At 72.3% G+C, this 20,590-nt stretch carries 15 protein-coding genes; 13 read left to right on the top strand and 2 right to left on the bottom strand.

The genetic code is table 11. The features are described from left to right. The first annotated feature begins 28 nt into the window (after positions 1–28). The 11 genes from ACFQDH_RS11020 to ACFQDH_RS10970 are packed head-to-tail and all read left to right on the top strand — an operon-like array spanning position 29 to position 17,401. Entirely contained in the window at positions 29–436 is a 408-nt protein-coding gene (locus tag ACFQDH_RS11020) for a GPW/gp25 family protein (RefSeq protein ID WP_382401229.1), read from the top strand. After that, complete coding sequence (locus tag ACFQDH_RS11015) at positions 433–2,403, top strand: putative baseplate assembly protein (protein ID WP_382401227.1); 1,971 nt, start codon at positions 433–435, stop codon at positions 2,401–2,403. The genes ACFQDH_RS11020 and ACFQDH_RS11015 overlap by 4 nt, the downstream gene beginning before the upstream one ends. Further along, complete coding sequence (locus tag ACFQDH_RS11010) at positions 2,400–4,511, top strand: phage tail protein (protein ID WP_382401225.1); 2,112 nt, start codon at positions 2,400–2,402, stop codon at positions 4,509–4,511. Before ACFQDH_RS11015 ends, ACFQDH_RS11010 begins: the two co-directional genes overlap by 4 nt. 19 nt (positions 4,512–4,530) lie before the next feature. Continuing rightward, complete coding sequence (locus ACFQDH_RS11005; RefSeq protein ID WP_382401223.1) at positions 4,531–4,902, top strand: hypothetical protein; 372 nt, start codon at positions 4,531–4,533, stop codon at positions 4,900–4,902. After that, a complete protein-coding gene (locus ACFQDH_RS11000; protein WP_382401221.1) occupies positions 4,818–7,043 on the top strand; it encodes a hypothetical protein in 2,226 nt (741 codons plus the stop codon). Before ACFQDH_RS11005 ends, ACFQDH_RS11000 begins: the two co-directional genes overlap by 85 nt. Before the next feature lie 8 nt (positions 7,044–7,051). Further along, positions 7,052–8,881 carry a hypothetical protein gene (locus tag ACFQDH_RS10995; RefSeq protein WP_382401219.1) on the top strand — a complete coding sequence of 610 codons (1,830 nt, stop codon included), beginning with the start codon at positions 7,052–7,054 and terminating at the stop codon, positions 8,879–8,881. After that, positions 8,878–10,863 (top strand): hypothetical protein, encoded by a 1,986-nt coding sequence (locus tag ACFQDH_RS10990; RefSeq protein WP_382401217.1) that lies wholly within the window; start codon positions 8,878–8,880, stop codon positions 10,861–10,863. Before ACFQDH_RS10995 ends, ACFQDH_RS10990 begins: the two co-directional genes overlap by 4 nt. After that, entirely contained in the window at positions 10,860–12,002 is a 1,143-nt protein-coding gene (locus ACFQDH_RS10985) for a hypothetical protein (protein WP_382401216.1), read from the top strand. The genes ACFQDH_RS10990 and ACFQDH_RS10985 overlap by 4 nt, the downstream gene beginning before the upstream one ends. Continuing rightward, a complete protein-coding gene (locus ACFQDH_RS10980; protein ID WP_382401214.1) occupies positions 11,999–12,391 on the top strand; it encodes a hypothetical protein in 393 nt (130 codons plus the stop codon). Before ACFQDH_RS10985 ends, ACFQDH_RS10980 begins: the two co-directional genes overlap by 4 nt. A gap of 43 nt (positions 12,392–12,434) precedes the next feature. Next, positions 12,435–14,354 carry an ATP-binding protein gene (locus ACFQDH_RS10975; RefSeq protein WP_382401212.1) on the top strand — a complete coding sequence of 640 codons (1,920 nt, stop codon included), beginning with the start codon at positions 12,435–12,437 and terminating at the stop codon, positions 14,352–14,354. Between the two features lie 5 nt (positions 14,355–14,359). After that, on the top strand, positions 14,360–17,401 hold the full coding sequence (locus ACFQDH_RS10970; RefSeq protein ID WP_382401210.1) for a hypothetical protein: 3,042 nt from the start codon (positions 14,360–14,362) through the stop codon (positions 17,399–17,401). 3 nt (positions 17,402–17,404) lie between these two features. Here the strand turns inward: ACFQDH_RS10970 and ACFQDH_RS10965 are convergent, their stop codons facing one another. Next, complete coding sequence (locus ACFQDH_RS10965) at positions 17,405–18,004, bottom strand: helix-turn-helix domain-containing protein (protein WP_382401208.1); 600 nt, start codon at positions 18,002–18,004, stop codon at positions 17,405–17,407. A 67-nt stretch (positions 18,005–18,071) separates the two neighbouring features. On the opposite strand from ACFQDH_RS10965, the gene ACFQDH_RS10960 reads away from it, so the two are divergent. Beyond that, positions 18,072–19,037, top strand: coding sequence for an NAD(P)/FAD-dependent oxidoreductase (locus ACFQDH_RS10960; protein ID WP_382401206.1), 966 nt, complete (start codon positions 18,072–18,074; stop codon positions 19,035–19,037). Positions 19,038–19,071: 34 nt separating this feature from the next. Further along, on the top strand, positions 19,072–19,875 hold the full coding sequence (locus tag ACFQDH_RS10955; protein ID WP_382401204.1) for a sugar phosphate isomerase/epimerase family protein: 804 nt from the start codon (positions 19,072–19,074) through the stop codon (positions 19,873–19,875). 41 nt (positions 19,876–19,916) lie between these two features. On the opposite strand, the gene ACFQDH_RS10950 is transcribed toward ACFQDH_RS10955, so the two are convergent. Next, complete coding sequence (locus ACFQDH_RS10950) at positions 19,917–20,090, bottom strand: VOC family protein (protein ID WP_382401202.1); 174 nt, start codon at positions 20,088–20,090, stop codon at positions 19,917–19,919. Positions 20,091–20,590: the final 500 nt, after the last annotated feature.

Genomic DNA, 20,590 nt, shown 5'->3' with positions numbered 1-20,590 from the left:
ACGAGCCCCGAGGGACGAGGGGGTCGCGATGACGGCGGTGGGCGGCCGGGGCTTCCTCGGCATCGGCTGGCGGTTCCCGCTCCAGGTGTCCCCCGCCGGCGCCATCGCCACCTCCGCCCTGGAGCAGAAGATCGAGGAGTCGCTCTACCTCATCCTCAGCACCGCCAAGGGCGAACGACCGATGCTGCCGAACTTCGGCTGCGGCATACACGACCTGGTGTTCGCACCCGGCGACGCGGGCACGGTGGCCCAGGTGGTCTCCTCCGTGCGCGATGCGCTGTCGACCTACGAGCCGCGGATCGACGTGCTCACCGTTGACGCCGCCCCCGCACCGGGCGAGCCGAACGTGCTGCTGATCCGCGTCGACTACCGCATCCGGTCCAACAACGCACGGGCCAACCTGGTCTATCCCTTCTTCATCACCGAGGGGATGTGACGACCGTGCCGCTGGACGACGACATTCCCGTGCTGGACGACCACACCTACGACTCGATCATCGCCGAGATGACCTCCCGGATCGGCCGCTACACCCCCGAGTGGAAGCCGGTGTGGACCGACTACAACGACAGCGATCCGGGCATCACGATGCTGCAGGTGTTCGCCTGGCTCGGCGAGATGCTCGCCTACCGGATGAACCAGGTCCCCGACCTGCTCTACCTGAAGTTCCTGCAACTGCTCGGCGTCGAACTGCGGCCCGCCGAGCCTGCCCAGGTGCAGATCACCTTCCCGCTGCTCGCGTCCGCCGGCACCCTGGCCACGGTCCCGCAGGGCACCCAGGTGATCGCGGAGGCCGCCAGCGGCGGACCGCCGCTGGTGTTCGAGGCCGACCACGCGCTGGTGTGCCTGAAGGCGGCGCCCCGGGCGGTGCTGGCGTATGACGGGCACTCCTACGCCGACGTCACCGCCGCCGACGCGGCAGCCCTCCCCTACCGGCCGTTCGGTCCGACGGCCACGACGGGCGCGGCGCTGCTGATCGGCTTCGACGCCACCGACCCCTTCCCCGGGACGGAAATCACCTTCTACGCCTGGACGGCCGCCGCGTCCGCGAGCGGCTCACCGGTCAGTTGCGGGCTGGCTCCGACCGCCACGTTCGCGCCGGCCACCGTGCGCTGGCAGTACTGGGACGGCTACGACTGGTCGCCGGCCACCCTGCTGAAGGACGACACGCTCGCGTTCACCCGCAGCGGGGAGATCATCGTCAAGACACCGGACAACGCGCTGGTGGCGACATCGATCGCCCCGGTGCCCGGGTCGTTCTACTGGCTGCGAGCGCTGGTCGACACCAGCGCCTACCAGCAGCCGCCGGCGCTGCTGGCGATCCGGCCCAACACGATGACGCTCACCCAGATGGAGACGGTGTATGCCGAGGTCCTCGGCGGCAGCACCGGCCGGCGCGACCAGGCCTTCACCCTGACGCAGACCCCGGTGCTGGCCGGCAGCCTGACGCTCACCGTCGACCAAGGCGAAGGCGAGCAGGGGTGGACCGAGGTGGACGACTTCTACTCCTCCGGGCCGGACAGCCTGCACTACGTCCTGAACCGCACCACCGGTGAGGTGCGCTTCGGTGACGGCATACACGGCGCGATCCCGGTGGCCAACGCGAGCAACCCGAGCGCCAACGTCGTGGCCACGCACTACCGGTATGGCGGCGGCACGTCGGGCAACGTACCGGCCGGCGCGCTGCACGCACTGCGCAGTGCGGTGCCGGGCATCGACGACGCACGGGTGCTCAACGTCCAGCCCAGCTACGGCGGCCAGGACGAGGAGACGCTGGACTCGGCCAAGCAACGCGCGCCCGCTTCGATCCGGTCGCGGTGCCGCGCGGTGACGACCGACGACTTCGAACTGTTCGCGACCGAGGCGGCCGACATCGCGCGGGCCAAGGCGATGCCGCTCACCCACCCCGACTTCCCGGGCGCGCAGATCCCCGGCGTGGTGACCGTCGTCGTGGTCCCGCGCTCGGACAGCCGCAAGCCGGTGCCCGGCCAGGCGACCCTGCGGACCGTGTGCGCCTTCCTCAACGAGCGCCGGCTGCTGACCGCGGAGGTGTATGTCGCACCCCCGACCTATCAGCAGGTGAGCATCACCGTGTCGGTCGTCGCCGACGACACCGCGGACCTGGCGCAGGTGCAGCGCGACGTCGACGCCGGCCTGCTGACCTACTTCGACCCGCAGACCGGTGGCGAGGCCGGCACCGGCTGGCCGTTCGGCGGCACGATCGCGTTCTCCCGGGTGTTCCACCGGGTGTTGTCGGTGGCCGGCGTCTCGGCCGTGGAGCAGCTGACGATCACCGTGGACGGCGTCGATGCCCCGCCGTGCCGGGACGTGCCGCTGACCGCGGGCGCGCTGGCGTACTCGACCCGGCATCAGGTGTCGGTCGCCTACGAGGTGACGTCGTCATGAGCGAGTCGACCATTCCCACGCTGCCACCCGTGCGGCGCCCGCCGCACGACCCCACCTCCGTCCTGCTGGACGGCCGGTCGGGCTGGCAGGTCGCCGACGCGGCCTGGGTCGCCGACGCGCACGGTGTGCTGCGGCTGGCACGTGACCCGGCGAGCGTGCGGCGGCTGACCGAGACCGGCGGCAGCTTCGGCGGGTTGCGGCTGCCGGCCGGTATGGCGTGCGGCGGCGGCACGATCTGGGCGGTCGACCGGGACCGGCGGCGGCTGCTGCGCTTCGACCCGTGCCGGTGCGGGTTCGTGCCGGTGCGGGTGCTCGGGTATGCCGGTGCCCTCGCGGCCTGTGGCGGCCACCTGTTCGCCACCGACCCGGCCGGCTGGCTGCACGTGCTCGCGCTGCCCAGCACGGTGACCAGCGGCCGGTGGCGGCCCCCGGTGCCGTGGTCCCCGATCGCGGTGGTCGTGGACGGACATCACCAGGTGCGTGTGCTCGACTCGGTCGGCCGGGTGCACGCGTTCACCTGGTCGGGGCGCTACCTCGGCTACCTCAGCGGGCTCGGCGGCACCTGCTACCTCGGGGTCGATACGACCGGAATCGTTTACGCCGCAGGCGATTCCGGCGCCGGGCCGGCAACCGCCTACCGCGTCGACGATGACACTCTCACCCCGGTCGCCGACGACGCGGCGGACCTGCCGGTGCCCTGGCCGTCGGTGCCTCCGGTGGGCCGCGACGGCGTGGTGGACCTCGGCGGGTGCTGCGTGCCGCCGGGGTCGGCATACGTCGACGGGGACGGCCGGCCCGTCGACCCACCGGCGAACGCACCCGCCGTCCCGGCCTGGCTGACGAGCGGCACGGTGGTGATCGGCCCGCTGGACAGCCTGATCGACGGCTGCACCTGGCACCGGGTGCTGCTGCGCGCGACGCTGCCGGAGCACACCGGAGTGCAGGTGTGGACCCACACCGCCGGCACCGTGCTGCCGACTGTCCAGCTCACCGCACTGCCCGAGTCGGCCTGGTCCGGCGGTGCGATCGCCCGCGAGTGCGGCCCGCAGGGGTGGGACACCCTGGTCGACGACGCTCCCGGTCGCTACCTGTGGCTGCGGGTGCGTCTGTCCGGCACCGGCGCGGTGACTCCGCTACTCACCCGGATCGAGGTCGAGTTCCCGCGGATCAGCCTGCGGCGCTACCTGCCGTCGGTGTATGGCGCCGTGCCGCGCAGCGCCTCCTTCACCGACCGGTTCCTGGCGCTGTTCGACCGGCAGCTGCGCGATGTCGAGGCCCGGGTGGATGCGCTGCCGGGGCTCCTCACCCCCGGCGCGACACCAGCACTGGCCTGGCTGTCCGACTGGGTCGGGCTGGCCCTCGATCCACGCCTGCCCGAACGCACGCAGCGCCGGCTGCTGGCCGCCTCACCCCGGCTCTACGACCTGCGCGGCACCTACACCGGGCTGCACGAGCTGCTGTCGATCGCCCTCGGCATGGACGATCGTCCTCCCGCCCCGCAGCGTCCCCGCGAGCCGGGCCGGTGCCGGTGCGCCCGGCCGACCTGTCCGCCAACCCCGCCGGCGCCGTCCCAGTGGGCTCCGCCCCGGCTGGTCCTCGAGCACTTCCGGTTGCGCCGCTGGCTGCGGGTCGACTCCGGACGGGTCGGCAGTGCAGCGCAACTGTGGGGGCAGAGCATCGTCAACCGCAGCCAGCTGGGCAACGCCGCGCAGGTGGGCGTCACCCAGCTGAAGACCAGCCAGGACCCGCTGCGCGACCCGTTCCACGTCTACGCACACCGTTACACGGTGTTCGTGCCTGCGTCCGCCGGTGCCACCCCGACGGCACGCAGAGTCATCCAGCGGCTGGTGGACTTCGGCACCCCGGCGCACGCCGCCGGCACGGTGCGGTTCGTGGAGCCCCGGATGCGGCTGGGCGTGCAGTCCTGCCTCGGGCTGGACAGTGTCGTCGCGCGGGTGCCGTCGGGGTTCGTGCTCGGTGGCGACGCCGACACCGCCGACAACGTCGGCGACGACCACGGCCGGCTCGGCGCCGCAACGGTGCTCACCGGCGAACCCGGGGCACAGCCCGTCCCGCCGGGACTCGGCACGACCACGGTCCTGAGCTGACCGACCAGAGAGGGATCCGATGTCCACTTTCACGCACGTGACCCACGCCGGTTCGGCCGGCGGGGCAGGCAAGGCCGCCACCGGTTCCCCCGGCCACGACTGCTGCGGCGGCGGCTGCGAGCTGCCGCCGTTCACCCGCAATGCCTACTGGTACGGCAAGCTGCTGGTGCCCCAGGACTTCATCGACGAGCAGTCCTACGTCCGGGAGAAGATCCGCCATCACAACCAGCGGCTGCACGGCACGGGGTGGTGTGCGGGCTGCAGGTGCACCAGGACGATGCCGCCGCGTGCCGCGACCGGTTCGTCGTGGTCGAGCCGGGCAGCGCGATCGACTGCTGCGGCAACGAGATCCTGGTCACCGAACGGACCAGGGTCGAGCTGGCCGAGCTGATCACCATCCCGGCCGGTGACGATGCGCCGCACGAGGTGCGGCTGTGCCTGTGCTACCGCGAGTGTCCGACTGAGCCGGTGCCGGTTCTGTATGACGAGTGCGGCTGCGACGACGACCGGTGCCTACCCAACCGGATCCTGGAGTCGTTCGACGTCTGCGCGACGCTGGACCCGCCCGCCGCCGACACCACCTGGACCGGCCCCGCGCTGGTCCGCGGCACCGACCTCGCGATCGCCGACCCGACGCGGGTGCGCGTCGGTGCCGGGGCGGTGCTGGTGGCGGCGGGCAGCAGCGTCTACCGGGTCGACGCGGCGAGCGCCGCCACCACCGGGTCGCACGACCTCGGCGGCCCGGTGCACGCACTGGAGCTGTCCGGTGACGCCATGCACGTGTACGTCGTGCACGACGACGCGTCGGCGGTGCTGACCCTGACGGTGCTGGCAACCGCCGACCTGTCAGTGACCTCCGCGACGGCGGTGCCCGGCGGTGTCACGGCACCGGTCAGCACGGCGGTCGGGTCGGACGGACGGCTGTGCGTGCTCAGCCCGGCACCCGGGACGCTGCTGCGCTACGAACCGGACCTGGCCGGCAGCACGCCGACCGCGCCGTCGACCGTCGCGGTGCCCGCCGGGCGCGCGCTGCTGGCGATCACCCCCGACGCCGCGACGGCCTACCTCGCCGCAGCCGCGGGTTCGGCCGCCCCTGACCCGACCCGTATCGACGCGGTGGACCTCGCCACCGGCACCGTGGGCACCGCGATCGACGTGCTTCCGGCCGGGGCCGCACCGACCCTGTTGGATGCGGCCGAGGCCGGGCAGCTGATCGTCGCGGCGTCCGACGGTGCCTGCCACGCGATCGACGTGCCGGCCGGCACGCTGGCCGGATCCGTGCCGCTGCCCGGTCCGGTGATCGCGGCGGCCGGCTCTCCGTGGGCCTACCCGATCAGCACCGACGGCACCGCCTCGCAGGTCCGTGCCCTCCGACTGGCGGGGGTCGGCAGCGGCAGCTCCGCCGCCGTCGGGCCCGCCACGGCGTGGGAGGGCACCGCGCGCGACGTCGCGGGCGGCACCGGCCGGCTGTATGTCGCCTACGGTGGCGATCCCGGCGGTGTGGCCGTCTTCGACGTGATCGGCACCGGCAGCTGCCGGGACCTCTGGGATGCCCCGCCGGCGTGTCCGTCCTGCGAGGGGCACGAGTGCGTGCCGCTGGCCACCGTCCACGGCTACCGGTCCGGGTTCACCGTGCTGGACCCGGCGGACCCGCCCAGTGATCCGGCGACCGACCTGGACCAGGGCATCGCCCGGATCGACGACACCGACGGGCGGTCGGTGCTGCGCAGCACCGCGCTGCTCAGCGAGACGGTCGCGTGCCTGCTGGACTGCTGCGAGCAGACCCACGGCGGCGGCGGTGGGCAGGGGCCGGCCGGCCCGCAGGGCCCACCCGGTCCCGCCGGGCCCGCGGGCCCGGCCGGGGACCCGGGCCCGCAGGGTGAGCCCGGCACACCCGGGACGGACGGCACACCCGGCACGGACGGCGCACCCGGTCCCGCTGGTCCAACCGGACCCGGGCTGGAGCCCAAGCTGACGCGGATCACGGCCCTGAGCTGGAAGCACGCCGAACCCATGCGGATCGACGACTTGCGGACGGTGGTCCTGGACCCCGGCACGCCGAACGAGCAGGAAGTCTTCGGCATCACCATCGCCTTCACCGACGAGGTCGACGTCCGGCCGATCGACGCCGTACACGTTTTCACCGTTGACGCCCCCAATCCGGCGCTGCCTGCGGCGCTGAAGCTCGGCTACGCGTGCCGCTGCCCGATCTCCGGCACGGTCGTCGCGGTCGACGCCACCATCGACGCGACCGGCCTGATCGTGAAGGCCGTCCAGACGGGCGCGGCGACCTCGAGGGCGATCTCGTTCGTGTTCGACCCGCAGTTCGTCGACGCGGTCCTGCGGGAGCGCGAACTCGCCGACCTGTTCGTGCACCTGCGCGGCGAGTTCGTCGTCGACCTGCAGGGCCGTGCGGTGGACGCCGAGTTCACCCGTGCCCAGCTGCCCACCGGTGACCGGCCTGCGGGCAGCGACTTCGGCATACAGGGCGGCATGTTCGACAGCTGGTTCCAACCCGTCCGAGACAACTGAGCGAGGCGATGACGGTGCCCTTGACCACCTACACCCAGCCGGCGACATCCTCGACAGCATCGTCGCCGCCCACCAGCGGCTGCGGCTGCGGCGGCTGCCCGACCTGCCACAGCCTGCAGTGCCTGTGCCGACCTCGGTTCTTCGCCGGCCAGCTCGTCACGGACGCCGACTTCCGCCGGCTCGACGAGTACCTGGTCGGCAAGACCCGGCTGCACAATCGTTACCTGCACGGCACCGGCGTCGTCTGCGGCCTGGAGGTCGTGTGCAACCCGTGCGACGACACCGTGACGGTGCGCCCCGGCTACGCCCTCGGACCGTGCGGCGAGGACATCGTCGTCTGCGCGGACACCCGGGTCCCGGTCGCGGACCTGATCCGGGCGCTGCGCCAGCAGCGCAGCCGGGACTGTGCTCCGTTCCGGGACCAGCCCGCCGACTGCGAGGCCACCACCCAGCGCTGGATCCTGAACATCTGTTACGACGAGCAGCCCGCACGCCCTGTCACCACCCTCACGCCGCGCACCGGCGCGTGTTCGGGCGGGAGCTCAGGAGGATGCTCGGGCGGGTGCGGCTGCTCGGGCTCGACCGGCGGCAGCAGCGGATGCGGGTGCGGGTCCGCCACACCGTCCGCTCCCGGCTGCGGCTGCGGTTCGGCGCCAGGCGGCAACCGCTCGTGCGGCTGCAACTCCGCCTCGTCGGCGACGTCCGCGCGCACCCCGGTCGGCTGCGAGCCGACGGTGATCTGCGAAGGGTTTAGGTTCACGCTCACCAAGGAGCCGGCGCCGACGCCCGGCACCCGCGGCGACACGACCGTCACCGGTCCGCTGGCCACCCGGGTCAAGGCCTGCCTCGCCGCGCTGACCGACGCCATCTCCCAGGTGCCGCAGAATCCGACGCCGGCGGACCTCGTGCAGTACTGCTGCCGGCTCAAGGCGGACCTGCGCGCGAGCATCGAAACGGCGAACGTGCATGACTGCACCCTCGGCCGGCGGCTGGCCGACATCAGCTGCCCGGATCCGGTTGATCAGCAGGCGGCGCCGAAGGCCGCCGCGGCGATCACCGAGTTGCTGCGGATCGCGATCGACCTCTACCGCGAGTGCGTCTGCTCGGCGCTGCTGCCGCCGTGCCCGGACGACTGCTGCGACGCGTGTGTGCCGCTGGCGATGCTGACCGTCCGCAGCGCCGACCTGCAGGTTCTCGACGTCTGCAACTGGACCTCGCGCAAGTTCGCGGTCACTCTGCCGATGCTGGGCTACTGGCTGGGCTGGCTGCCGTTCAACGCAACGATCCGGCAGGCGGTCAGCAAGCTGTGCTGCCCGCCCGCGACCGACGCATCGTTCCGGATGACGGAGCGACTGACGGTGTCCACGATGCAGGAGTCGACGGCCGCCCAACAGACCGCGGCGAAGAAGGCGGCCGGCACCGAAAGAGCGGGCGCGACGACGGGCCCGGCCGAGGAGCGCGGTCCGGACGCCGATCCCGCCGCCTGGCAGGTTGCCGCCCAATACCTGTCCGGGACGAACCCGCTGTCCGGTCTGCAGGCCACGGTGCTGGCGAGCCTGGGTGCGACCGGCCCGAACGGCGCCGTGCTGGCGAGCCCGGCCGAGCTCACCGACCCCTTCGCGGCGCTGGCGCTGGCCCGGGTGACCGCGCCGGCGGCCGAGGCGCTGGCCGGCCCGCTGCAACGACCGGCGACCGACATCCTCGACCGGGTCGTGGCCCGGGCCACCCCGGACGACGGTCGCCTCGAGGCACTGGAGCAAGCCGTGGCCGCCTTGCAGAAGAAGGTGACGTCACAGGCCCGGACGATCAGCACCCTGCGACGGGGGCAGCAGAAATGACCGAGCCGGCGGCCCGGCCGCAGTTCTACGAGGGTCAGTACCTGTCGGCGGACGACCTCACCGCGGCGGTGGACTACGGACGCACGCAGCTGGCCCGCGCCCTGCTGGCCACCCACCGCTGGGGTATCGCGCTCGGGCTGGACCTCACCGAGACCTCCGGTCCGAACAACACCACCGGTGTGTCGCTCGAACCCGGTTACGCCGTCGACGGGTTCGGTCGCACCCTGCTGGTGAGCGCGCCCGTGCAGCTCACCGGCTCGATGTTCGGCGCGTTCGATGCCGGCTTCGTCAGCGGCGACCCAGCACCGCCACCGATCGTCGTCGACGTCTGGCTGGCGTATGACGAGACGCCCGCCGACCCGCCGCAGCCCGGCTTCCAGACGTGTGACACGTCCGGGTCGTTCGGGCGGGTTCAGGAGTCCTACCGCATCGAGGTGGGTCCGCGCGCGACGCTCGCGACGCAGCGCGACCAGGTCGAGATCGCGGGCGTCAGCGTCGACGCAGCCCAGGCGCTGACCGCGTTCGACCCGGCCGCACCGCAGGTGGTCGATGCCGACGTGCCGCAGCAGACCCTGCCGGTCGCCCCGACGGCACGCTGGCTGGTGCCGCTGGGAGTGGTGAGCTGGCAGCCGGGCGCGCCGGGGTCGTTCGCACAACGCGACGCGACGGCACTCACCCGCCACGCCCGGTCCCGCACGTATGTCGGGGCCGTTGCCCGCAGCATTGAGGCCGAGGCCGGCCACGTGACCGTGCACGACCGCAGCGCGCCATACTCCACCGACCTGTCCGGCGAACTGCTGTGGGTCGAGGGGCAACTGCGCACCGACGACGACGTCCACGTCTACCACGGCAGCGTCGGGCTGATCGCCGACCACGGCGAGGACCCGGTGCTGCCCATCGAGCTGGCCCGCACCGACGATCCGGGCACCGGGCGGACCGACCTCAACCTTGTCATCGGTGACCGGTCCGCCGGCGCGAACCGGCTGGTCGTCGGCCCGCGGACCGCCCCGAAGACCTACACCGAGAATCTCGTCGTCACCGACGACGGCAAGGTCGGCGTGGACGTGGCCGACCCGAAGGCGCCGCTGCACGTGACTGCCGACGGCATACAGCTGGGCGACAGTGCCACCCCGACCGACAACTTCTACCTGCAGTCCAACACCGACGGCGGCCGGGGGCTGCGCATCTACAACAAGGACCTCGGCGCCGGAGCGCACGTCGCGACCTTCACCCCGGACGGTCAGGTCGGCATCGGCACCACTGCGCCGGCCGCCCCGCTGCACGTCGAGCCGGTGCTCGGCATCCGGCAGGGCAGCCTCTTCCTGTCCGGCAACAAGGACTGGAGCAGCCTCACCTTCAATGCCCACCACGACGCGGCCAACGGCACCTGGGTGTTCCCGGACACCGCGACCCCCGCGGTGACCGCCGAGGTGGACGCCGCGGACGGCGGCCATCCGCGGTTCGAGGTGTTCGCCACCACGGCCGGCAACAACAGCAGCTGGGTCTCGCGGCTGAAGGTGGCCGGACACAGCGGCGACGTGCTGCTGGGGCTGGCCGGCGGCAACCTGGGCGTCGGCACCGCGACTCCGACCGCCCGGGTCGACGTGGCCGGCGACGTCGCGGTCAGCGGCAACGTCACCCTCGGCACGCTGCTCGCGACCGGCGCCGAGCAGGCGGTTCGGGTGCTGTGGGGTGTGGTCGACTCCGGCGGCGGCATCCGGGCCGGCACCGGGTTCACGGTGACCCGGGTGGACACCGGGCGCTACCGGATCGCCTACACCGCAGCGTTCAACGGCGTGCCGATGCTGCTGGCCAGCCGGGTGTTCGGCGACCCCTCGGTGGATGCCGGGGCAGCCGTCAACGCCGCGCAGACCGCGGTGGTGGACCAGACGACCGCCGGTCAGGGCATCGTCGCGACCGCGGACGAGACCGGTCTGCTGACCGACGGCGGATTCACCTTCGTGGCGATCGGGCTGCGATGACGCTGCTGCACGTGCGCACCCACCACCTGCACCGGCGCTCCATCGGTGGGGACTCCGGAGGCTCGGGCAGTGCGGACCTCGAGCTGGCCGCGGCGCTGGCCCGCGCCGACCTGCCCGAACCGAACGGGGTGTGGTTCATCGACCGGATCGACGTGCGGTCCTGCGGGCGGGCGGACCTCGGCGCTCGGTCGACCGCCGACCTGATCGCCCGGCAGATCGCGCGACAGGTGCGCGCCGTGCTCGACGACGCTCCCGGGCAGGACGGCGTGCGCTGGTTCCCGGACCGGGCCGCCTACCTGGCGCAGTGGCTGGTCGACCTCAGCACCGGGCACGCCGCCGACCGCTGGGAGTATGCGCAGTTCGGCACCGCCGGCGTCTCGGCCGCGCTGCGCGAGCGGGCGGATGCCGAGCCGGCGACCGTGCTCGCCGCGCTGCACAGCCTGCCGGCGGCCGAACTCGACCGGATGATCGGGCTGCTCACACCGGCCGACGCGAGCGCGATCGTGCACGCGGTGGCCACCGGCACCGGCTCCGCGGATCGCGCGGCACTGGCACGCGCCGTCGCGCTCCTTGGGCGCGCCGGCCGGTTGCCCCGGGACACGCAACGGGCAACCGCGGTCGTCCTGTTGCATCCGGACACCGGCGGTGACCATCCCGGGCCCGTCGACGCGGCCGCGGCCCGCGGCCTGGTGCTGCTGTATGCCGCGCTCCGCGACGGCGATCCGGCCCGGCGCGACGCGCTGGTGTCCGCGACGCGCACCGCCGACGCCCGCACTCTGGCGGCGCTCGGGCACGCCGAACTCGCCGCCGCGTTGGCTTCCTGGTCGCGCGGGGACCGCGCAGCGGCGGTGCGGGCGCTCACGCCCGACCGCGCCGCCGACGCCGCACCGGGACCGGACCGGACACTGCTGGGCGGAATGTTCCTGCTGCTGCCACTGCTCCAGGAGCTTCCTGGGCCGACGCCACCGCCGGCTGGCCCGACCCGCCGGGCGCCGACGCGGCGTCGTTGGCCGGCGCTCTCGCCGGCGGCGCGACGCTCGGCGTCGGAACGGACGTGCTCGCCGACCCCTGGGTGCGGCTCGCACTCGGTCTGCCGCCCGATACCGGGGACCGGGTCGTCCACTGGAGCCGGCGGGTGAGCACCGCCGACGCCGAGCGGTTCAGCCGACGGTTCGCCGCGCTGGTCGAGCACCGCGAGCTTAGCGTCAGCGGCGACCTGACCGAGCCGTCCCTGCTGCTCGACCCGCCGCTCGCATCCCCCACGGCAGGTGCGCTGCGGGTGGCGGCCGCCGTGCTGCTGCGGGAGCTGTCGCACCGGTTGCCCGGTCAGGCGCACGCAGGCGTGGGGCATCTGCGCCGCAACGTCCTGGCGTCCGGTGCCACCGTGCGGGCCGCCCCGGAAGCGGTCGTCGTCGAGCTCGACCCGCCGCCGCTCGGGGTGTTGCTGTCGCTGGCCGGCCTGAGCCGCCGACGCTTCACCCTGCCCGCCACCGGGGAGCGACCGTGGGTGCTGACGCAGCGCCGGTGATTGGTGACGCCTCCGACATACAGTCCACGGCCTGGACCGGCCCGTGGCGAGACTGGCTGGACGCCGCCCTGCACCGCGAGTGCCTGCGGCTGCGTGCCTGGTGTGGTCTCGAGCCGGGTGGGCGAATGGCACCGTATGCCGGCGACGCGCAGGTGGACGCGCTGCTCACCGGGCAGGTCCCGGCCCCTGCTCCCCGCCACCGCCCGTCGCGACGGGCAGCCTGGCCGCGGTCCGCGCCGAGTTCGCGCTCGACGGACCCCAGACGATCGCGCTCGCGGTCGCGCTGGCTCCCGAACTCGACACCGGCTACCGGTCGGTGTTCGCCCACCTCAACGACGACGCGAACCGGCCGCTGCCCAGCCTCGAGCTGTGCGCGCGGCTCGCGGGTGACGCGGGGCTGCTCGGCGCCGACGCGCCGCTGCTCGCCGACGGTCTGGTGCAGGTGGTGCCGGCGGGCGGCGCCACGCACTGGAGCGCTGCCGGGCTGCTGGTCGCCGCACCGGCACGGGACTTCCTGCTCGGTCTGTCCGGACCGCCGGTGCCGCCGCCCGGCTCGGCATACGATCCCGCCGAACACGGCGAGCTGGTCCGGGCGGCCCGCACCGGGCACCTGCACGTGATCGCCGTCGAGGCCCCAGTTCGCGCCGACGCCGTGGACGCCGCCCGCGGGCTGGCCGCGGCGCTCGGGCGTCCGCTGGTCGAGGCCGGCGCCGGACCGGCCGGCCTCACCCCGGAGGAGACCCTTCGTGCGGCGCTGGTGCGCGCCCGGCTGCACCGGGCGCTGCTGCTCCTCCCCGACCCGAAGCCGGCAGCGCTGGAAATGCTGTCGACGGCACCCGTGCTCACCGTGGTCGTCGTAGACCCGGGCCGGCCGTGGCGGCGCGCACTCGAGGGCGTGGACCATGCCGTGCTCACCCTCACAGCACCCGACGCGGCTCGCCGGGCGCGCCTGTGGCGCACCCACCTGCGCGCCTACCAGGCCGACCGCGATGCCCGCGAAATCGCTTCTGTCGCAGACCTGTTCGCACTCTGCCCGACGCAGATCGCGCACGCCGCCGCGGCGGCCGGGCGCGACGGCGTGCGCCCGTTGGCCGCGCACGCACGCGACCAGTCGCAGGCTCTGCTCCCGACGCTGGTCCAGTCGCTCGACCCCGGGTACGAGTGGGGTGACCTGGTGCTGCCCGAGCCCACGCTGCGCCGGCTGCGGGAGCTGGCGTCGGCGATCCGGCACCGGCACCAGGTCTTCGACGAGTGGGGTTTTCGCCGGACGTCCGGCGGGGTGGCGTCCATCCGTGCTCTGTTCCGCGGAGCGTCCGGCACCGGCAAGACCATGTCCGCCGCCGTGGTCGCCGCCGACCTCGGGCTGCCGTTGTGCAGGGTCGACCTGTCCGCCGTGGTCAGCAAGTACATCGGCGAGACCGAGAAGAACCTCGAGGAGGTGTTCCGGGCCGCCGAGGCGTCCAGTGCGCTGCTGCTGTTCGACGAGGCGGACGCGCTATTCGGCAAGCGGTCGGCCGTCACCGACGCCCGGGACCGCTATGCCAACATCGAGGTCGCCTACCTGTTGCAGCGCCTCGAGACGTATGACGGCGCGCTGATCCTGGCGACCAACCTGGCGGCGAACCTGGACGAGGCGTTCGCTCGCCGGCTGCAGGTGGTCATCGAGTTCCCGCTGCCGGACGTGGCCGCCCGCGAACGACTCTGGCGGCACGCGCTGCCGGCAGCGGCACCCGTGGGCGAGCGCATCGACGTCGCTCAGCTGGCGCGGATGTTCCCCCTGTCCGGCGGTGAGATCGGCAACGTCGCGCTGACAGCTGCCTTTCTCGCCTCCTACGCACACACCGCGATCGGCATGGAACACGTCATCCGGGCGATTGCCCGGCACCGGCTGCGGCAGGGCAAGCTGCCCGGCACCGCCGAGTTCGGGCCGTTCCTGCACCTGGCCCGTGCCGAAGGGACGTGACGTCCATGACCGAGCCGGTCCGTCGCCGGACGCCGGCACCGCAGACGACCGCCGCGCCCGCCATACCCGCCCCGGCGCCGCAGCCGGTGCGGCCGGTCCGCGGCGGACCCGTGCGCCGGTTCGCGACCGACGCCGGCCCGACGGATGCAGGTGTCGGCCCCACGGATGCGGGTGTCGGCCCGACGGACGCGGGCGCCGGGCCGGCTGCGATACCCGACACGGCGGGCGGCGTCGCCGACCGGCCCGACCTGTCCCCGCCCGGCGCCGCGAGCGGACCGCCCGCTGCGGTGGCCGTCGACGGTGTGCAGCTGCCGGAGGACGACGCCGGCCTGCTCGCCCTTGTCGACGGCCTGGTGCAGGGCCAGGGCCTCGGCGCCGTCTACCGCTACACCGAGTTGCTGCAGTCCCAGCTCGCCGCGATCGACGAGGAGATCACCGGCGCGCACCGGTTCGCCGATGCCGTGGCGAACGGTTACCACCAGGCTGCCGGGGTGCCGTGGAGCGAGCAGATGTTCGTCGACCGCGGCGCCGACCGCGCGCACCTGGCTCACGTCGCCGACGCGCTCGAGCGGCAGCTGCAGGTGGTGCTCGGTCGCTACCAGGCGTTCCAGCAACTCGTCCTCCAGTCCGGGCTGCTGCGGCTCGACGGCAACCGGTCCGCGCTCGCGCAGTGGAAGGACTACCTGCACACCGAGCTGACCCCCGGCCAGCTCCAACGGCAGGTCCAGACCGAGCAGCAGCGTTCGACCATCGCGACGGCGACGGCCGGGCCGATGCCCAGCATGGCGCTGGAGGCGCTGGAGCGGCAGTCGACGATGACGAGCGCCCGGCAGCGCGGGGTCGAGGACCGGGTGGCCCGCGGCCTGATCCACGGCGGCTGCGAGTACTGCCACGAGATGCAGCATGCGATCAACACCGACTACGCGCACCCCGACCTGGCCGACGGGTCGACCAGCCCGGCGCAGTTGTTCCGGCAGTACGCAAGCGCCGAGGGCGGCAACCCGACGCCGCTGCCAGGCTTCCTGACCGCGACGCCGCAGACCGGCATCGACCCGTATGCCGTGGCGCCCTACCCGCGGGTGGCGTCCGAGCTGCAGGCCATCGAGCGCGTCCGGCCGATCCTGCGCCAGCTCGGGCCGGACGGTTTCAAGGTCATCGACATCGACACCGGATACGCCGGGCTGGACTACACCCAGCTGCTCACCACCCTGGACAGCGCGATCGAGACGCGCCGGACCAATTTCGCCTTGCTGCAGAACGAGATTCGCACGGGGCACGTCGATTTCCTGGTCCTGCGTCCGGTGCTGCGCGAGCTGTTGCCACTGGCCGACCCGACGGTCCATGCCCTCATCGAGCAGCGCATCGCCCAGGAGGCGAGCGACAGTGCGGTGGAGTCGATCATCATCGGTGTCGCGACGGTTGCGGCCCTGTTGCTGACGATCTTCCCGCCCACCGCACCGCTGGGACTGGCCCTGGACGTCGCACTCGGCACGTACGGGATCGTCTCCGGCATCGAGCAGTACCAGCAGGGTGAGCTGCTCTCGCTCGGTGTCGGATCGAGCGTGCTCGACGCCGAGCAACAGGAGGCGGCGCACGCACTGATGACGATGGGTGCGCTCAACATCGTGCTCAGCGCGGTCGGCATCGGCATGGCCGGGCTGGGCGCGGTGCGGATGATTCGCAGCGGCACCGGCGCGACCGCGGTGCTGGAGGGCGCGCAGGCGCAGGCCGGCGGCACCCGGATCACGATCAGCGAGCTCAACTCGAGCAACCCGCGGGCCCTCGTCGTCGCGGAGGACGGCACCGTCATCGCCGACCAGTCGCTCACCGAGCTGAGCCTGCTGGAAGGTCCTGCGACGCCCGGTGCCGGGCGGTCCGGGCAGAACGTGCTGGTGGTCGGGGCCGAGACCGAGGGCGAGTTCGCGTATGCCGAGCAGGTGGCCGGCGCCGGCCAGCCGGTCACGGTGGTGAATCCGACGAGGACACCGCAGTCCGAGGCGTTCGCGGCTCGTGGTGGCAACTTCGTCGAGGCACCGATCGAGAGCCTGCCCGCTGAGCCGGCCTACACGATGATCCGCGAGGACTTCCCGTTTCCGCTCGGGCGGGTGCTGGCACCCACCGAACAGTTCGCCGCAGCCCGCTTGGCGCGTCTCACACCGGGCGGCCGGTGGGTGGTGATCACCGAATCCTCGGAATTCGCAACCACTTTGGAGGCAGCAGCCAGCAGGCAGGGTGCACGGGTCACCGTCCGGGAGGTGCCCGCGGCGCACGAGGGTGCGCCGGCGTCCGGGTGGCCGCGCGATCCCCAGCGGTTCGTGCTGATCATCGAGAACGGTCCGACGACATACACCCCGGGCGTTCCGCCGGCGACGAGCAGCCCGGCACTGCTGTCGGGCGAGGTGCTGGCGCCGGGCGGCGTCCTTCGTCCACCGGCCGACGTGCTCGACGCGGCGATCGACGCGCTGGACGCCGAGAACCCGTTCTCGCTGGGGATCGGGCAGCGGCGGGCGGCGCAGATCGAGTCCGGTGCGCGCGACTTCGCCCTGGACCGGCCGGTGGGTTTCGACATCGACGAACCGCTACCGGTCGGCGGCGATGCCTCGCCGGCGCGCGCCGTGCAACGCGCGATGGACCCGCACAACCGGCAGCTGCTCGACCCCGCCACCAACCAGCTCACCAAGTACCTCGGGGTCAGCCCCGAGACGGTGCTGCGCTCGCGGATGTCTCTGGCGCCGGTGTCGGTTGTCGACAACCCGAACGTGCTGTTCACCCGGCGATTCGACGAGATCACCGAGATGGCCGAGATCTTCGACGAGGCCACTCGCCGGGTGCAGAACATCCGGTCGCTGGCGCCGGGTGCGATCAAGACGCGGATCAACGCGAACATCCGGCAGATCATCGGCGAGGGCCTCACGCCGGCGGGTGCTCGGGTGCGCGATGCATTGCGCACACTCGGCTACGAATACGTGCCGGGCCGCGGGATCGTCGCCGTCCGCGGCCTGACGCCGTTCGTCCCCATGACCCCGCTGCCGCCGGCTGTGCCCTGACGATCAGTCGGACCGTGCCGACCGCGGCTGCGCGCGCACGTGCGCCTTCTGCCCCTGGGTGCCGAAAAGACTCAGGCACTCGACCGGCTCCTCCCCGGCGGCGCCGAACCAGTGCGGCGTGCGGGTGTCGAACTCGGCGACCTCGCCGGGCTGCAACACCAGGTCGTGCTCGCCGAGCACGAGCCGGAGCTTGCCGCTGAGCACGTAGAGCCAGTCGTAGCCCTCGTGCGTCTTGAGGTCCGGCTCGACATGCCGACCCCGCCTGCGCGGCACGATGATCTTGTAAGCCTGGATGCCGCCGGGCCGCTGGCTGAGCGGCAGCATCGTCATACCGTGAACCTTGATCGCTCGCAGGTTGACTCGCGGGTCGCCCGTCGGTGGCGCGTCGACCAACTCGTCGAGGGTCACCTGATAGGTCTTCGCCAGCGGCAGCAGCAGTTCAAGCGTCGGGCGTCGCCCGCCGGACTCGAGACGCGACAGCGTGCTCACCGCGACCCCGGTCGACAGTCCGACGTCGGTCAGGGTCAGCCCGCGCTGCTCGCGTAGTTGTCGCAGCCGCGGGCCGACGGCGATCAGTGCAGCTTCGAGATCCGTTGTCGCCATACAAGACAGTTTGCCATAACAGCAATACAATTTGCTAGTAGCGCGTCGGTCGCCGCACCCTGTCCGTATGACGAAAACAGACGAACTCAGCACTGACTACGACGCGGTGGTCATCGGTGGTGGCGCGGCCGGACTGAGCGGAGCACTGATACTCGGCCGCTCCAGACGATCGGTGGCCGTGATCGACGCCGGCGCTCCACGCAACGCGCCGGCAGACGGAATCCACGGCCTGCTCGGGTATGACGGAATGCCGCCCATCGAATACCTGCGCCGCGGCACCGCGGACGTGCTCCGTTACGGCGGCACCGTGACATCCGGTGAGGTAGCCGAAATCACCCGCAACGACACAGGATTCGCGATCACGCTCGCCGACGGCCGCGTGACTCGTGCCCGCCGGATCCTGCTGGCCACCGGCCTGGTCGACGAACTCCCCGATGTCGAAGGGCTGGCCGAGCGCTGGGGTCGAGACTTGGTCCACTGCCCTTACTGCCACGGTTGGGAGGCCCGCGACCAGGCAATCGCGGTCCTCGCGACCGGGCCCATGGCGTTCCACACGACGCTCCTGTGGCGGCAACTGTCCGACCGAGTCGTGTTGCTGCGCAACGGAATCGACTTCCCGGCAGAGCAACTCGCGCAGCTCGCCGCGCGCGGTGTGCGGATCACCGAGGGCAGGCCGCAGTCAGTCGCCATCACGGACGATGCAGTCACCGGAGTGGCGATGGCGGACGGTCGCGTCGTGCCGTGCGAGGTGATCGCGGTCGGCACTCACATGGTCGCTCGTGGCGGAGAGATCTTCTCCTCGCTCGGCCTCACGCTCACCGAACACCCTTCCGGCATGGGCGTTTACCTCGCCACCGATCCGGCCGGACGCACCGACGCGCCTGGCGTCTGGGCGGCCGGGAACATCACCGATCTGTCGGCTCAGGTCGGTGCTGCGGCCGCGGCGGGTGCGATGGCCGGCGCGCAGATCAATGCCGACCTGGCGATGGAGGAAGCCGCCGAAGCCGTTGGCACGCAGGCGAAAGCCGGCTGACCCCACGCGAGCGCGCTCGGCCTAGCCTTGGACCATGCCAGACACGTCCGCGTCCGAGGACTGGATCGAGCACTCCGGCATCTGCTCGGTGACGTTCCGCCAACTGCCGCCCGCCGACCTCGTCGCGGTCACGGCCGCGGCGGGACTCCACCGCATCGAGTGGGGTTCGGACGTGCACGCACCAGCCGGCGACCCGAGTGCCCTCGACGAAGTCCGCGCGCGCACCGTCAACGCCGGACTCACCGTCAGCTCCTATGGCAGCTACTGGCGCGCAGGCGAACGCGGATCGTTTCCATCGATCGAGGAATTGGCCTCAGCCGCAACGAGGCTCGGCGCACTGCGGATCCGGGTGTGGGCCGGTTCGGTCGGGTCCGCAGAATGCCCCGCGCCGCAACGCCGCCGAGTCATCGAGGATCTGCGGCACGCTGCGGAGGTGGGCGCCGCCAGCGGCATACAGATCGGGCTCGAGTTTCACCGACTCACGCTGACCGACACGGTCGAGTCGACATTGCGCCTGCTGGACGAGGTCGGGCATGACAACCTGGCGACCTACTGGCAGCCACGGGTCGACGAGCCGGCCGCCGAAGCGATCGACGGACTGCGTCGGCTGGTCGATCGAGTGTGCGCGGTGCACGTCTTCTCGTGGTGGCCGTTCGCGGATCGACTGCCACTCGCCGAACGGGCGGACCTCTGGCAGGGCGTGATCGCGCTGCTCCGTGAGCGGGTGCCGCCACTGGATCTGCTGCTGGAGTTCGTGCCCGACGATGACCCGTCCGTATTGCGCTCAGAGGCGGCGACGCTGCAGGCGTGGCTCACCGGAAGCAATGGGTTGCCTTGAGCCACAGTCGGATCGGGCGACTCTGATTATGGCGCGCCTGGTCACTGCACCAACAGGCAGAAGGGATGCCCGGCCGGATCGGCCAGCACGTAGAGCGGCTCACCGTCATCGCCCGAGCGGTCATGGAGGACGCGGGCACCCAACTCCAGGGCTCGCTCGCGATGGCGCTCAAGCTCCGCGACGGTGGGCACCTTGAAGTCCATGTGCAGCTGCATCGGCACGTCCTCGGCCTGCCAGGTCGGCGGCGTGGTGTCCTCTTCTCCTGGATGGTCAGCACGCGCTCCCCCGCGCTATCGAGCAGCACGAGCCAGTCGGCGTCATCAGCGACGCCAGCCGGCGGTGGCTCCTCACCGTCGCGGTAGCGCAGCCCGAGCAGCTGTCGGTAGAACTCGGCGAGCGCCCGGCAGTTGCGCGCATCGATGACGGTGTGCAGCAGCACGGGGTATGCCGGCATGGCTTCTCCTCCATCGGGATTCATCGCCACGCTAGCGCGGTGCGCCCGGACACCGTTGCGCTGACTTCTCGCGAATGACGGCTTCTTCGCCGAGTGACGGCCGGATCTAGCCCTCACTCGGCATGGGGGTGCGAAGGCCCGGAGTCTCGATACACCCTCCTCCGCTTCGCTCCCCCGGGCACTCGACCAGCTTGGGAAGGCACTCGACCAGCTTGGGAAGGGCACTCGACCAGCTTGGGAAGGGCACTCGACCAGCTTGTG

Source organism: Flexivirga alba, assembly GCF_042661025.1.
GTDB classification, from domain to species: Bacteria; Actinomycetota; Actinomycetes; order Actinomycetales; family Dermatophilaceae; genus Flexivirga; species Flexivirga alba.
Note: the sequence above shows the minus strand (reverse complement) of the source record. Positions and strands in the feature narration are given on the sequence as shown.